This is a genomic window from Paenibacillus sp. NN59 (genome assembly GCF_057597225.1).
On sequence record NZ_CP199678.1, the window covers coordinates 5,149,233 to 5,165,364 of the forward strand.

The 16,132-nt window shown below is 45.6% G+C and carries 10 protein-coding genes and 2 tRNA genes; 3 read left to right on the forward strand and 9 right to left on the reverse strand.

Annotation, left to right across the window (positions count from 1 at the left end):
- Positions 1-73 precede the first annotated feature (73 nt).
- The 6 genes from lonB to ACT89M_RS22480 all read right to left on the reverse strand — a co-directional run bounded on the left by lonB (position 74) and on the right by ACT89M_RS22480 (position 7,976).
- Positions 74-1,831, reverse strand: coding sequence for an ATP-dependent protease LonB (lonB, locus tag ACT89M_RS22455; RefSeq protein ID WP_090919138.1), 1,758 nt, complete (start codon positions 1,829-1,831; stop codon positions 74-76).
- Between the two features lie 238 nt (positions 1,832-2,069).
- Positions 2,070-3,167: a flavodoxin-dependent (E)-4-hydroxy-3-methylbut-2-enyl-diphosphate synthase gene (gene ispG / locus ACT89M_RS22460; protein WP_308723111.1), complete on the reverse strand. Its 1,098-nt coding sequence runs from the start codon at positions 3,165-3,167 to the stop codon at positions 2,070-2,072.
- 119 nt (positions 3,168-3,286) lie between these two features.
- Positions 3,287-4,540 carry an ATP-dependent protease ATP-binding subunit ClpX gene (clpX, locus tag ACT89M_RS22465; RefSeq protein WP_090919142.1) on the reverse strand — a complete coding sequence of 418 codons (1,254 nt, stop codon included), beginning with the start codon at positions 4,538-4,540 and terminating at the stop codon, positions 3,287-3,289.
- A 12-nt stretch (positions 4,541-4,552) separates the two neighbouring features.
- The gene (gene clpP, locus ACT89M_RS22470; protein ID WP_090919143.1) at positions 4,553-5,143 is read right to left on the reverse strand and encodes an ATP-dependent Clp endopeptidase proteolytic subunit ClpP; all 591 of its coding nucleotides are present in this window, start codon (positions 5,141-5,143) and stop codon (positions 4,553-4,555) included.
- Between the two features lie 385 nt (positions 5,144-5,528).
- Entirely contained in the window at positions 5,529-6,869 is a 1,341-nt protein-coding gene (gene tig / locus ACT89M_RS22475) for a trigger factor (RefSeq protein WP_154890974.1), read from the reverse strand.
- 135 nt (positions 6,870-7,004) lie between these two features.
- A complete protein-coding gene (locus ACT89M_RS22480; RefSeq protein WP_373323280.1) occupies positions 7,005-7,976 on the reverse strand; it encodes a hypothetical protein in 972 nt (323 codons plus the stop codon).
- Positions 7,977-8,172: 196 nt separating this feature from the next.
- Here ACT89M_RS22480 and ACT89M_RS22485 point away from each other — a divergent pair.
- Together ACT89M_RS22485 and ACT89M_RS22490 are read left to right on the forward strand one after the other, a co-directional pair.
- Positions 8,173-8,246, forward strand: a tRNA-Arg gene (locus ACT89M_RS22485).
- A 330-nt stretch (positions 8,247-8,576) separates the two neighbouring features.
- The gene (locus ACT89M_RS22490) at positions 8,577-9,812 is read left to right on the forward strand and encodes an MFS transporter (protein ID WP_154890975.1); all 1,236 of its coding nucleotides are present in this window, start codon (positions 8,577-8,579) and stop codon (positions 9,810-9,812) included.
- A gap of 239 nt (positions 9,813-10,051) precedes the next feature.
- Here the strand turns inward: ACT89M_RS22490 and ACT89M_RS22495 are convergent, their stop codons facing one another.
- From ACT89M_RS22495 to ACT89M_RS22505, 3 genes are all read right to left on the reverse strand, one after another.
- Entirely contained in the window at positions 10,052-13,912 is a 3,861-nt protein-coding gene (locus ACT89M_RS22495; RefSeq protein ID WP_154890976.1) for a S8 family serine peptidase, read from the reverse strand.
- 439 nt (positions 13,913-14,351) lie between these two features.
- Positions 14,352-15,146: a class I SAM-dependent methyltransferase gene (locus ACT89M_RS22500; RefSeq protein ID WP_308723109.1), complete on the reverse strand. Its 795-nt coding sequence runs from the start codon at positions 15,144-15,146 to the stop codon at positions 14,352-14,354.
- Positions 15,147-15,393: 247 nt separating this feature from the next.
- A tRNA-Arg gene (locus tag ACT89M_RS22505) sits at positions 15,394-15,467 on the reverse strand.
- A 286-nt stretch (positions 15,468-15,753) separates the two neighbouring features.
- Between ACT89M_RS22505 and ACT89M_RS22510 the strand changes: the two genes are divergently transcribed.
- Positions 15,754-16,047 (forward strand): magnetosome magnetite crystal formation protein family, encoded by a 294-nt coding sequence (locus ACT89M_RS22510; RefSeq protein ID WP_145335335.1) that lies wholly within the window; start codon positions 15,754-15,756, stop codon positions 16,045-16,047.
- Positions 16,048-16,132: the final 85 nt, after the last annotated feature.

Genomic DNA, 16,132 nt, shown 5'->3' on the forward strand with positions numbered 1-16,132 from the left:
CCAATGGCTCTCAGGTTGTAGTCATTCATTATTCTATCAAATGTTCACATAAAAAACCAATGAAGGGAAGCGCTTAGCAGCTTCCCGAATCTGTAACTCGCCCTGGACGAGGTGACTCTGCCCTTAAAAAGGAGGCGGATGCGGGAGGAAAGATCTCCGGTTTAGGTAATGCCGTCTCTTCTGCAACTACCTGCTGTTCCACTTGTTGCGCTCCCGGTTCCCAACCAAAGACTTCACGGAATACATCCTGAACCGTATCTACTGGGATCACCCGCAAGCCATCCAGATTGTCAAAAATGGACTGCCAATTCTCCGCCGGTATAATGACCGTCTTCGCCCCAGCCTGGAAAGCCGCCTCCACCTTCGCCAGTACACCGCCAATCGGTTTAACGCGGCCATGGATACTAATCTCGCCTGTCATAGCAATCTCGTGGTCTACAGGGCGTCCTTGAATGGCTGAAGCGATTGCTGTAGCCATGGCAATTCCGGCCGATGGACCATCAATCGGCGTGCCTCCCGGAAAATTCACATGTAAATCATAATCACTCGTGCGGATACCCATCGCTTTCAAGACGGTTAACACATTTTCAACCGAACCTTTAGCCATACTTTTCCGCCGTAGTGTACGGGAACCGCCTCCAATCTCTTCCTCATCCACGACGCCTGTGATGTTGATGCGGCCCTGGTCTTTCGGTGCAGGAACCGCTGACACCTCAATCTCCAAAATGGTACCCATATTCGGTCCGTAAACAGCGAGCCCATTGACAAACCCGACCTGCGGCTGTGAAGGCACCTTACGATCCGGCCTTGGCTGGATCTGACTGCTCCCGGCAACCCACTCGACATCAGAAGCCTGAAGTGTCTCACGCTTTTCAGTGAGTGCAAGTCCAGCGGCTAGCTGAATGATATTGACCGCTTCACGCCCATTGGTCGCATATCGCTTGACCACATCAACGGCATCCGGACAAGGACTGAACCCGATTTTCTGAACAGCATCTTCCGCAATCCTTCCAATCTCCTCTGGTAACAATGGACGGAAATAGACCTCCATACACCGTGAACGTAAGGCAGGAGGAAGCTCATGCGGGGAACGTGTCGTTGCTCCAACCAGACGAAAATCAGCAGGCAACCCATTCTGGAAAATATCATGGATATAAGCAGGAGTATGCGTGTCTTCGGAGTTATAGTACGCACTTTCCAAAAAGACCTTGCGGTCTTCCAGCACTTTGAGCAGTTTATTCATCTGAATGGAATGTAATTCTCCAATTTCATCAATAAAAAGCATACCACCATGTGCCTTGGTCACCGCACCCGGCTTCGGTTGAGGAATTCCCGCCACGCCCATAGCTCCTGCTCCCTGATAGATCGGATCATGAACGGAACCAATGAGTGGGTCCGCAATACCTCGCTCATCAAAACGAGCCGTTGTGGCATCCAGCTCCGTAAATTTAGCATCGGCTTTGAAGGGAGAAGTCGGGTTTTTCTTCGCTTCTTCCAGCACTACCCTTGCGGCTGCTGTTTTCCCTACTCCCGGCGGGCCATATATAATCACATGTTGCGGATTGGCACTACATAAAGCGGCCTTGAGTGCACGTAGTCCGTCTTTTTGCCCAACAATATCGTTAATGGTGGCTGGACGTGTCTTCTCCGCTAGTGGCTTCGTCAGTGATATCGAACGTAGCTTGCGCAGCTTCTCCAGTTCTTTTCGCGATTCACGCTCAACAGCAGTTCGATTCGTTTTCTGGCCTCGTAGCAAGTTCCAGAAGTATAATCCGATCACCACGCCAAAAAATAACTGTATCAACATGAATACCATGCCAAACTCACCCATATCTCAACATCCTCCTGTTCTGTCCTTCTTCTCATCTGTAATCATGCTAATACTTGGTAGTATAGCCTTTTCGACGAGACGTAAACGGAACAAGACGAATTTGTGCTTGATAATTTATTCATGAGCAAGCAAAAAGCCCGCCACGTATGGCAGGCTTTCACATTACAACTATTTAAACGTATCACTATCGCTTGGATGATAGGAGCCATTTCTTTTTGGGAACACTTGTACAAAAAAATTAGTGCGAACGCCCAGGGATAACCCCTGTTTCTTCATAAGCTTCAACAATTTTGTCGATTTCTTTTTTCAATTCCTCTACCATAATCTCTTCCGGCACTTTACGGATCATTTGTCCATGACGGAATAAAAGACCTTCTCCACGGGCACCGGCAATGCCAATATCCGCTTCTTTGGCTTCTCCTGGGCCATTTACCGCACAGCCCAGTACAGATACTTTGATCGGCACCTTAAGCTTGGAGATATACTCTTCCACTTCGTTGGCGATGGAGAAGAGATCAATATCCAAACGCCCGCAAGTTGGGCAAGAGATCAGTGTAGCCGCATTGGAGATGAGTCCAAAAGTTTTGAGCAGATCGCGCGCAACTTTAATCTCTTCTACTGGATCGGCACTAAGCGAAATACGCATCGTTGAACCAATTCCCATAGAGAGCAGTGCGCCCATACCCGCGGAACTTTTGATCGTGCCTGAAAACAGAGTTCCTGCCTCGGTAATGCCGAGGTGCAACGGATAAGGAATAATCTGAGCTGCCTTTGTATAAGCTTCAATAGCCATCGGTACATCCGACGCTTTAAGTGAAACGATGATATCGTGGAAATCCAGTTCTTCCAAAATACCAATGTGGAACAGCGCACTTTCGACCATAGCATCCGCAGTAGGATAGCCATACTTTTCAAGCAGATGATTCTCTAGTGAACCCGCGTTTACCCCGATTCGAATCGGAATCCCCTTTTCCTTACACGCCTTGACGACCTCTTCGACTTTAGCACGTTTACCGATGTTACCTGGATTGATCCGAACTTTATCAATGCCATTCTCGATAGCAAGCAAGGCAAGCTTGTAGTTAAAATGAATATCTGCCACGAGCGGGATGTGAATCCGCTTCTTGATTTCCTTAATCGCTGCCGCAGCTTCCTCATTATTCACCGTTACACGTACCACTTGGCATCCGGCTTCTTCCAATCGCAAAATCTCTGCAACTGTCGCTTCAACGTCTGCTGTTTTGGTCGTACACATACTTTGAATAATCACTTCGTTACTGCCACCAATTGTCAAGTTCCCTACTTTTATGGGACGGGTGTCCTGTCTTAAATACATGAGTGATTTCTCTCCCCACAACGTCAAAGCTCCACTCTGACAAAAGACCATATATACGCCTTCTGCCCAAGTGGAGAACTGACAAGTCTTATTTCAAAGCTCAGCTGAAAGAATTCCAATTAGGCACTCTCTTCCTGCTTATCGTCCTTTGATTGGCCAAGTTCAGGCACAACTTTTTTCTCAACAACTTCTTCAGTAATGACACAGCTGGTCACGTCTTCACGTGAAGGAACTTCATACATGATTTCCAGCATGATACCTTCAATGATTGCACGCAAACCACGTGCACCCGTGTTACGCTTGATTGCTTCTTTGGCAATCGCCAGCAATGCACCCGGTTCAAACACCAGATTCACATTGTCCAGCTCAAGCAGTTTTTGGTACTGCTTCGTCAGCGCATTTTTCGGTTCGGACAGAATCCGTACCAATGTATCCTCATCCAGCGGCTCCAAAGTAGAGATTACTGGCAGACGACCTACGAATTCCGGAATCAAACCGAATTTCAGCAAATCTTCTGGCAACACCATACCGAGGTACTCACCCGGTTTCAGATCTTTTTGCTCCGTTGCGGCGTTAAAGCCAATAACTTTTTTACCGATCCGGCGTTTGATCATTTGCTCCAGACCATCAAAGGCACCACCGCAGATGAACAAGATGTTGGTTGTATCAATCTGAATGAACTCTTGATGTGGATGCTTGCGACCACCTTGTGGCGGAACCGAAGCAACTGTACCTTCAAGAATTTTCAGCAAAGCTTGCTGAACACCTTCACCGGACACGTCACGAGTAATGGACGGGTTCTCCGATTTACGTGCTACTTTATCAATCTCATCAATATAGATAATGCCGCGTTCTGCTTTTTCTACATCATAGTCAGCCGCTTGGATCAGCTTAAGCAGAATGTTCTCGACATCCTCACCCACGTATCCCGCTTCTGTCAATGAAGTTGCATCCGCAATAGCAAAAGGAACGTTCAGAATTTTCGCCATCGTTTGTGCAAGCAACGTTTTACCGGAACCCGTAGGCCCTAACAGCAAAATGTTACTCTTCGACAGCTCTACATCTTCAATCTTGCTTTGAGTATTAATCCGTTTGTAGTGGTTGTATACAGCTACAGACAAAGATTTTTTTGCTTGTTCCTGACCGATAACATATTGATCAAGAATATCACGGATTTCTTTTGGTTTCGGAATATCTTTCAGGTCTACTTCTTCATCGTGACCGAGTTCTTCCTCTACGATTTCGGTGCAAAGTTCAATACATTCATCACAGATGTATACGCCTGGTCCAGCGACCAGCTTGCGAACTTGCTCCTGAGATTTACCGCAAAAAGAGCATTTCAGCTGCCCTTTCTCATCGTTAAATTTAAACATGAAACCACCCCTTTAGGAATTGATCGGTCTGCTGAGCACCTGGTCAATAATGCCGTACGTTTTTGCTTCTTCCGCACTCATGAAAAAGTCACGGTCTGTATCCCGCTCAATTTTATCAAGGGGCTGACCTGTACGATCAACATATATTTGATTCAGTTTCTGACGAGTTTTAATGATCCATTCTGCGTGAATTTTAATGTCCGCAGCCTGTCCTTGAACGCCGCCAAGCGGCTGGTGAATCATGACTTCACTGTTCGTAAGCGCATATCTTTTGCCTGGAGCGCCCGCGGTCAGCAATAAAGAGCCCATGCTTGCTGCCATGCCTACGCAAATGGTCGATACATCCGGCTTGATAAATTGCATCGTATCGTATATACCCATCCCTGCCGTAACAGAACCACCAGGTGAATTAATATACAAGCTGATATCCTTCTCAGGATCGTCGGCTGCCAAAAACAAAAGCTGAGCTATGACAAGATTGGCTACATCGTCATCAATCGCACTGGTCAGAAAAATAATGCGATCCTTCAGCAAACGTGAATATATATCGTAAGAACGCTCGCCTCGATTGGTTTGTTCAACAACCATTGGCACCAGACTCATGAGACCAACCTCTTTTCTACATGTAATTAGACATAGGCTGACTGTAAAGCAAACCCAAAATCATTTTAACATGTTCCTGTGACAATGTCATTTTTCAGAAAACACGTTATCTTAGGGATATTTACGATTTAGCCTGATCATATTTAACCATGTTTTCTATGTATGTGCAAATTACATCCATCCTATGCCGTCTTGGTGTTTTTTTATTTCCGTCCAAGAACAAAGGTTTGAAATCAACGGAAAATGGGCACCTTGCAATAAAATGAATGAGAATCCATATCAACACTCATTTTTCTATAAAATGGATGTCGCAATTTAAAAATAAGGCACGCAATGACTCACGTGCCTTATCGTTTATATAGCTGTCAAAATCACACAGCTTGTCTTATTTTTCGTCAGCTTCTGCAGCAGCTTCTTCGGCTGGAGCTTCAACTGGCTCAACAACTTTGCTGTTCTCAACGAGAACTTCGATTGTTTTGCGCAATTTAACTTCATCACGAAGGCTGTCCAGGGAACCGTTACCTTCGAGGATGCCACGGATCTCTTCAGCAGGACGCTTGTAAGATTCAGCCATTTTCTCGAGTTCTTGGTTCACTTCTTCATCAGAAACTTCGATATTTTCCGCTTTTCCTACTGCTTCAAGCACCAGGTTGTTGCGAACACGTTTCGAAGCATCGTCTTGCATTTGTGCTCTCAGGTCAGCTTGAGTCTGACCGGAGAAGCTCATGAACATTTCAAGGTTCATGCCTTGGCTGCGAAGACGGTTGTCGAAATCGCGCATCATGTTCTGTACTTCGCTGTCAACCATTGCAGCAGGGATGTCCACTTCAGCGTTTTCAGCTACTTTTTCTACAACTGCGTTTTCCTGTGCAGCTTTGAACTCATCTGCTTTACGGGAATCCAGTTGTGTTTTGAGGTCAGCTTTGTACTCTTCCAGAGTATCAAATTCACTAACATCTTTAGCAAACTCATCATCCAGTTCTGGTAGTTGTTTGCGTTTGATTTCATGAACTTTCACTTTGAATACTGCTTGTTTGCCAGCCAGCTCTGTTGCATGGTAGCTCTCTGGGAAAGTCACTTCAACGTCTTTGAAGTCACCAGTGGACAGGCCCACTACTTGCTCTTCAAATCCTGGAATGAATGTGTTGGAACCCAGTTCCAAGGAATAACGCTCAGCTTGTCCACCTTCGAAAGGTACACCATCAACAGAACCGTCGAAGTCGATTACAGCAACATCGCCGTTCGCTGCAGCACCTTCGTCAACTACAACCAGTTCAGCATGACGCTGTTGCAAACGCTCCAGCTCTTCTGCAACTTCTGCATCCGTTACTTCACCTTTAGCTACAGCAACTTCGATACCTTTGTAGTCACCCAGGGTAACTTCTGGTTTCACGGTTACTTTCGCTTTAAATTTGAAGGATTGTCCTTTACCGAATTGCTCGATGTCCACATCAGGACGATCTACCGGGAAGATATCCGTTTGATCGATTGCTTCTGTATAAGCTTCTGGAAGCAAGATGTCGATTGCTTCTTGATAAAGGCTTTCCACTCCGAAACGAGCTTCAAAGATTGGACGTGGCACTTTACCTTTACGGAATCCAGGTACGTTTGCTTGTTTTACTACTTTATTAAAAGCTTTGTCGAGTGCTTCTGTTACGCGCTCTGCACCGACTTCAACCTCAAGAACCCCAAGGTTCTTCTCTATCTTTTCCCAAGTTGCTTTCATTGTATACTTTCCCCTCCAAAATTCACATGTTCACGTAGGCGATCACGTACAAAATAACCATTTTAGTATAAACAAGTTTACATTCTTTTTCAAGGGGAATCCCTTGATACGGTTTAAGGTAAACGTTTCCGCCTCTTAATGACCGTCCAAACCGGCGGAAACAAACTGTTTCATAGAGCGATATGCCTGCTCTAGTCGAAACCTCATTGCACCTGTCACAGCGTACATCGAGCGCGTATTTTCCTCATCGTGCGAGCCACCCAGGCTGTCTGCAACCGTCATATGTAGCGCGGCCGCCCAAATATCCGCCATATCATCATTTTGCTCGAGCATGGACTGGTAATCCCGGGTTCCATAAACCGCCATAACATATTGTATCCACAGTTCCTGGGCAAAATAAAAGAGCGTAGGTTCATGAACCTCCGTCTGGTCTGCTACTCGTTCCAGAATCTGCACAATCTGAAGTGGGAATTCTTCCGGTTTGAGTGGAACGTTAGCGATATCAACCTCTACTTCTTCGTCACCTCTAGTGAAATGAATGATGTCTTGTACCCCTCGACGACGCAGGGTTTGCATGACTCTGAACTGTAATAGTGGATGAAGCACCTTCGTTTGCAGCCACCTAATCAGTTCTTCATCCACTTTCGGAACGTCCAAAAATGCCAGTTGTTCGAGAGCCAGCATTGTCTGTTCAGATAGCGGGCCTTCCATAACTGTCCCGAGCAACTTATCTGCGTAACCATCGTCCTGAGCAAGTTTCGACTTGGCGTGTTGCCTTGCCATCTCCTCTTCGCTGATGTCTTCTTCCTCTTCTTCTCGAATGGTCTGCATTTCTGATTCTTCATATTGAGGGAAAGCAGCCTGCAACCACTCCAGCAACGCTCTCCACTCGTCATAGTGACGTTCTTCCTGTCCTTGGCATTGCAACAAAAAGCGGAGCAAGTCCATTGCTTCACCGTAACGTTCATTTTCAAGCATAACTGTCAGCTGTATCTGGTAATAGTCCAGCGTTTTTGGAAACAGCACAATTTTGTTGTTTTGCTCGGTTTCCGGGGTTGTGGATTCCTTGATAGGAGCACCTCCTCTTTTCCTGAATCTCCGGCCCATATCGACCGTGAATAGATATATATCAAGGAAATACGGATCTATTTTCTGATTTCTTCTGATATTCTAACATAACCTTAATTAGAAAGAAAAAAACGTTGCGGCCGCCAAATATCATATATGAAAACAAGCTTAAAATAAAACGTTTGATATATTTTTTTACTTATGATATAATCATTTTTGCTTGAAAAATTTCCATGTCTCAGTAGCTCAGCAGGATAGAGCAACGGCCTTCTAAGCCGTCGGTCGGGGGTTCGAATCCCTCCTGGGACGTCAAAAAAGGAAAGCTTCCTCCGGGAAGCTTTTTTTGCGTTCTGGGGATGAGAACCTCGGGCAGTTCGTTGAAGCATTAAGTTCGATAGCATCCCCCTGAAATCTAATAAGCCATTTCACAACACTTAATTCAACTAGTAACATTAATTTAAAGCTATCAGGACGAGAAGGTATCTGTTAAGTTTTGCTTTCCATTGCTCCATATGACACAGAATGTTATGCTTGCTTAATGAATTGTGCCAATTCATACATATCAACTTCCTATAGAAGCTGTACTTCGTCGGTTTAATAACTGGCTTTAAATATTTATATAGAAACAGGAGATTAATGATGTCCTCACCTACACAACAACAGCATTCCGTCCCTGCCGGGGGAGAACAACAGTCCCAACAAACCCCTCAAAAATTCGGGTTGTTACTCGCTGGAATTATTGTCATTGCCGCTACGATGCGGTCCCCCATCACAGCCACCGGTCCTGTCGTGGAATTAATCCGTTCAGACACCGGTATCGGACATACGATGGCTGGATTACTAACGTCACTGCCTTTGATCGCTTTTGCAGCTGTCTCACCTTTTGCTCCGCGTCTTGCCAAACGTTTTGGGCTGGAGACTGCACTACTGCTTGCTGTCATTATTGTTACCAGCGGAATCACCTTGCGGCTACTCCCTTCTGTTTTGTCTCTTTATGCGGGAACAGCGCTTCTAGGATGCGGTATCGCCCTTAGCAATGTACTGCTGCCAAGTCTGATCAAACGTGATTTCCCGTTACGAGTCGGCATTGTCACTGGACTGTATTCCGTTTCGATGAATATGTTCGCCTCAATCTCTTCAGGTATTAGTGTACCCGTGGCAGAAGCCTCCTCGCTTGGTTGGCGGGCTTCATTAGGGGTATGGGCCATTCTATCCCTACTGGCTGTCTTTCTATGGCTTCCGCAGGCACAGAGGGGGCGCAAACAGATGCTCTATATCACTTCCCAGAGCGAGAAGGCACCCACACGTCTACGCACTTCTTCTCTTGCTTGGTTCGTGACGTTGTTCATGGGCATTCAGTCGTTAATCTTCTATACAACGATAACTTGGCTTCCCGAGATCCTCGCGGATCAAGGTTTTAGCGCTGCCTCAGCTGGCTGGATGTTGTCTTTGATGCAAATGGTTAGTGTACCTGCTACCTTCATCGTGCCGATTCTGGCTGGAAAAACACGAGATCAACGGCTACTCACCACCTTAACGTGTTTATGTCTCATCGTCGGATATGCGTTACTATTCAGCACTGCACCTGTTCTCGTCACCACCGGGGTTGCGCTAGCCGGGATTGGTGCCGGGGCCTCCTTTGGTCTGGTCACGATGTTTTTTGTCCTTCGCACACGTCATGCGCGAGAGGCAGCAAGTCTTTCGGGAATGGCTCAATCCTTTGGATACATGCTTGCTGCAGGAGGCCCTTTACTGTTTGGTTTAATGCATGACTGGACCCATGGATGGTCTCTCCCTCTGCTCGTACAGGTTCTTCTTGCGATCGGACTGCTTATGACAGGACTCCAAGCGAGCAAAGACCGAACTGTTTCTTAGTTTTATAAAAAAAAGTTCACCAGGAGATCGGATAGCTATCCTTCCCTGGAAACAACAACAAAAAACGGCCTCCCCCTGTACGCTTAACAGGGAGAGGCCGTTTCTTATCCTATGTCCCGATTACCGGCTTTACGCCGGTCAGGGGACGAGGCACTACTTTTCCCAAACTATCTGCTTGAAGTAAAAGCTTTAGCTCAAAACCGATACTTTTACCTCATTACCATAAATGCGTACTGCCCTTACTTCACCTTCACCGTAATGGTATTGGTGGTTGTCACCCCTGCAGCGTTAACCAGCTCGGCACGGTACGTATACGTACCAGATGCTTTGCCTTTCACCGCGGTTATAGCAAATTGAGGCAGAGGTGTTGTCGCTTTGAGTGACTGTGTATCGATCAACTCATCATTCTCGTAAAGACGATACTCTGTTGCGTTTGTTCCCCACCACAAGTTCATCATCACTTTGTAATTGCCGTCTACATCCCAGTTATCATGGGAGAGTACTGCTTTGCCAGGCAATGCATCGGTTACTCGTACAGTCAGCGTCTGACTGCGCGTCACGCCTTTGTCATTGGCCAGCTCGGCAACATACGTGTAGGTACCATTGGTTTTACCTTTAATTTTCGTTTGAGCGAACTGAGCCCAAGGTGCATTGTAAGTCAATTTTTGCGAATCAACCAACACGCCATCCTCATACAGTTTGTAACTCGTCGCATTCTCACCCCACCACATGTTCATGGACACCGTGTAATCGCCCCCTAACAGACCATTCACAAAGCCGTTATTGTGGGACAAACTAGGTGTTCCAGGCGCTTTCGTAGCCGGAGTTTCAGGTTCAGTCTGTGCAGATTCCACTTTAATGGTAGTGCTAGCCGTACCAACAAGACCTTGCTCATCTTTTACCATTGTTTCCACCGTGTACGTTCCACCTTCAACACCTTCCAATGGGAATTGGAAGCTACCGTCCGCCTGAACATTAAACGTGCCTTCTTTCAATGTTGAGCCATCTTCTTTTTTCACCACATAGGATGCTTTAAGCGCTGTCGTCGGATCAAATGTAATGCTCCACCCTTTAGCCAGTGCAGGCGCAACGCGGAAATACAAATCATCCACCGTACCGCCAATAACAATAGCATCCTCCGCTTTGAAGTCCAATGATTGCGGAGCAGTTACTGCTGGAGCTGTCTTTTTAACCAAAAACGGAGGTGTATCTTCTTTGTAGGTCTTGCCATCCGTGCCGATGGTCGTGATATCTACGGTATACAAGCCATCTGCAAGTTCGGTTACTTCTTCCGTTGTGTAATCCGAATACTGACCATCCCAAGCCAGCGTGTATCTGGCATTTGCGTTGAAGTTATAGTAATTACCAAAGATCGAGCCAATGTATCCATCTTGATAGTGACCACCTTCAGGATCAAGGCCGTTATAAATTTCAATGAGTGCAAACGTCATTGGATTATGGAATTCCATTGCAACGTTCAGTGTATCCAGGGAACCGTCTGCCTTCAACGGATAATAGAACGGATTTTTCGCAGTTCCTTTTACCGTTTCAATATATTTCACACCGCTTGAAGTCACATTAAAGTGAGCCACATACGGCACTGTAAACGTGTTGGTTCCATTTGTAATTTCAATGTAGCCCTGTGCCTCGGTTAGTGCAGTGACACCACGAGGAACCGTAACCGTTACAGCGAGTTCTTCTTCCCCATTCAAAGTGAATGAAGTTTTATCAACGGCAACAGATACCCCAGGCACGGTACGAGTCGGATTGACATTCACCGTGTACTCGCCACCGCTTCCGTTCAAGGCCTGAACCTTGATCGTTTTGGTTACTGTTTTCTCATCCGTACTTAAGAAGTTACCGTAGTTAATGCTTCCTGTGATGTTTTCTTTCTCAACAACCGATCCACTCTCGGTATACTGAGTCACATCCATGACTTTGACAAAAGCGACAGGATCAATGGATTTCACCGCTTGAATGCGGCCTGCACCTTGATCAAACACGTCATATTTAGCTGTGTCCATGATTTTGGCATTATTCATCAAAGCAACTTTGACATCAAAAGGTGTCCAGTCCGGGTGCTTTTCAAGCAACAGCGCAGCTAGACCCGCTACATGCGGTGCAGCCATACTTGTTCCACTTTTGCGATCGTACGATTGAGCATAATCGGCACCTGGCTCATCTTTACCATAAGCAGGGACGGTGGATAGAATATTGGAGCCCGGTGCAACAACATCCGGTTTGATATCCAACGTTACTTTTGCAGGCCCGCGGGAACTGGAAGAACTCATCTCATCCCCAGGTGTTTGACTGCGCTCAAAATCACTGAAGCTTACTTCAACAGGTTGCCCCGCATCCAGTTGAGCTTTAATGACTTCACCATCTTCCTTCGACATGCTCAGTGTCGGAATCAGGTCGAAGTTATCACCAAGACTTACGCCAATCGGACCAGGAATATTGTTATACACAATAACTGCCACGGCTCCTGCCGCTTTGGCATTGGCAATTTTCTCGACAAAAGCAAGTTCTCCGCGTTGAATCAACGCGACTTTGCCTGTAAAATCTTTACCTTCAAAGTCAGCTGGTTTACCCAAAGCTGCAAATTCAACATCATATCGACCTGTCAAAATCGCTTCAGGATCAGCCGCAAGACTCCATCCCATCACATCCAGACGATATACAGATTCGGTAACAGATAAGGATGTCACTTCGTCCGCTGTTTCATTGCCAGCATTGGCTACTGGAGCTTCAGCTTGATCAGATTCAGGCTGTGCTGATGCAGCATCTTCAACTCCGTCTTCCGATGTAGTCGCTTCCGCTCCACCTTCTGGCGCGATTACTGGTGTAACGGCAGGTTCCTGCGTTTCAGGTGCATTCCCCAATTCCGGAGTTTCCTCACCTTCTTCACCGATCCAGAAATGTGTATTCGCCGTAATGACCTGACTAGGCCCTGTGGAGTTACCTACGGTAATTGCCATAGCCGAAGCCCCCGGTGAACCCAAGGTATAACGATTAGGCCCGCTGTTACCACTGGATACAACCGCAGTTACACCAGACAGCATCGCGTTGTTCAATGCAACCGAAGTGACATAGCTCGGATCATTACCTTCAGCACCAAGCGACAGGTTGATGACATCCATTCCGTCCGCTACTGAGCGGTCAATTCCGCCGAGTACCCAAGACGTCTGTCCACTGCCATAAGGTCCTAAAACGCGGTAAGCATAAATATCCGCTTCAGGAGCAATCCCGATGACCCCATAGTCTCCTGCTTCACGAGCAGCGACCGTACCTGAAACGTGTGTACCATGAGAAGTATAATAAGAGCTTCCTCTTTCATTAAGCTCAGGCTGGCCTGATGCTTTCCATTCCTGATAGGTCGCTTCATATGGATCATCATCGTTATCTACAAAATCCCATCCACCTTTATAAGCATCGCGCAGATTCGGGTGATTGTAGTCAATACCGGTATCAATAACGCCAACTTTCACACCTTTTCCTTTGTACCCCAGATCCCATACTTCAGGAGCTCCGATAAAAGGGGCTGTATCTTTCATGTGCGGATTCACTTCGCCTGTGTCAGGCGCAAGCGTCACTTCATAGTCAGGATATACACTGACTACACCTGGTATTTGAAGCAATTGTCCCAATTGGTTCCCTTTTATTTCAAGGGCTACACCATTAAGAGCATATGCATAATTGTCCAGCACTTCGTGTTTGATTTTTTTCTGAGTGAGGCTATGTACAAATGACTGTTGTTGGTTTTCAACTTGAGTCACAGCCTTTGTTTCCATAGAGGAGGTAAATGATCTTCCTGAGAGGGTTGATTCGCCTTGAGCTACAGCAACAGGTTTGTTAGAAAGCTCAACAATGACTCGTGTGTTCTCTCCGCCGAGACCATTCAGGCTTTTATCCAAAACTGGATCGGCAGCAATTCGAGCTTCCCTATTGGCAAGCACTTCTCTCATTTGCTTTGCTTTGGTGCTGTTTAATGTGTTATCCAGTTGAATTACGGAGTCTGCAGAAGCAGCTCCAGCTGCAGGCAGGATAAGGGAAAAAACCATAAGGACACTCATTAACATAGATATCAATCGTTTATTCAAGGCTATGCCCTCCTTCTTCGTGTAGATGCCTCACCAATGGGATCTTGCTGCCAGAAGCACTGCAATACTTTCGACCAAGTTCACCGCCAATCTGCAAGATGTTTGACCCCTGGTAAATTATTCTACCAAAATATCACAAATTCCTTCTAATTACTTACATTTTGATATAGAAATTACTTATATGGGTCTTTAGTAGGGGGAATATTCGCATTTGTATATTTTTGTCGTTTGGATATTTAAATTTTAAATTTCCAATATGAAAACAGGAAAAAACCACGCTTTTCTGAACGAAAGAAAGGCATGGTTTTCTATGATTTCCATTGCGGATTTTCAGTTTTGATTGGTTTTATACGATTTTCACCGATGTAAGAATGGGAGAGAATCGTTACCAGTTGAGTGATATAAATTCATATAACATTAAATTTAAGCGATTCAATGTTTAAACTTCGGGTTTGAATGCCTCAATACGAATACGTTTGTAATCGGCATAGATCGCATCGTTTTTCCACAGCTTAGGAATCACGATCTCGCTAATTTCCTGACACCATTCCTTCACCTGCTCAGAACTGAAACCCTCAAAATAGTCATCTCCAAAATGAGCCAACCAGCCTATGATTCCATCTTCCCCATCTGCTAGTTTGGTAGGACGGTCATAGTGATAGGCCTGACGAACCACAAAGCCTCCGTCTTCCAAAAGAGTGCTGTATTGTGCAATCGTCGGAAAATACCATGGATTACGTTCGGAAGCCTTGATCCCTGTATGCCGTTCCAGCACTTCCTCCAGTGCGTTAACGATGATCTGCACATTCCCTTTACCGCCAAATTCAGCCACAAATCGTCCTCCAGGCTTCAGTGCATGCCACACACCGTCTACGACATTTCGAGGCTTTCGCATCCAGTGCAACGCAGCGTTAGAAAAGACCGCATCATATTGATGCTCTGTTTCGAACTGCTGACCATCCGCTTCCCAGAACTCCAATTCCGGAAACTTTTTTTTCGCTTGAGCAATCATATCTGAGGAAGCGTCTATACCAGTCACTGCTACCCCGTATTGGGAAATCTCATGCGTTAAATCACCGGTTCCACAGCCAAGGTCAAGGATAGATTCTCCTTCTGTCGGACGAAGCCAGGGTATGAGACTTTTTCCATACTCCGATACAAAAGCCAGTTGATTGTCATACTCTTGCGCCTGCCACTGATTAATTGATTTCATCTCCTCCACCGTCGCTTTCACTGTTGATATCCTCATTGTGGCACAGATTTTCTTATTGATAAAATATATATATTCTATTTCACTTATAGGAAAAACCAATTAAACAACAATATTGTAAGCAGAACCAATGCTTAGCTCGATGAAGGAAAAAGATGAAGGAGAAATATGCACATCACATGAATCCTATCGATGTGGATGTTCCGACGAATCGCCCGAGGTTCTCATCCCTAGAACGCAAAAAGCTTCCCGAAGGAAGCTTTTCTACTGACGTCCCAGGAGGGATTCGAACCCCCGACCGACGGCTTAGAAGGCCGTTGCTCTATCCTGCTGAGCTACTGAGACAAATATGTACAATAAAATTCGGCACGATCTCTATTATACTCCGATTTCTATTTTTAGCAATAGTTTTATTAAAAATTAATAATGCATCCCAATAACAACCAGTATCGTATGAGTATGTATACTTAGACAAAAAGCCGAATAAGCTAATCTTTTTGAGGTAATATTGAAGTAATAACGAGAACTATTAATAGTACCCGTACCAAGTGTATACTTATTCAGCGCTCTTCCATCTGGGTAATCTGTTGCATACATACATTATGAAATTCTATTGAAGGAGAGAATATTTATGAGACAACTTTTATCATCACTATCCTATTTCAGCATTTTTTTTGCCCCGTTTCTGTTTCCCATTATTGTATGGATTGTGGCGAGAGATGAATACATTGCAGGACATGCGAAGCGAGCACTTTTCTCCCATGTCTTCCCTTTCCTTGCGGCGATCCCGCTACTGTATTTCTTCATAACAGCCCACAGCTTAGCATCAGCGATCGGGTTTGTCGTTCTGTTCTTTGTCATATACGGCTTGAGTTTTGTATACAATGTGGTAAAAGGAATTCAAGTTCTACGTGAATATTACTGATAATACTGAATGTTACTAATACTAGCGCATCGATATCAAAATATACCCTATCACAAACAACCCGCTATGATGTTACGGCGGGTTG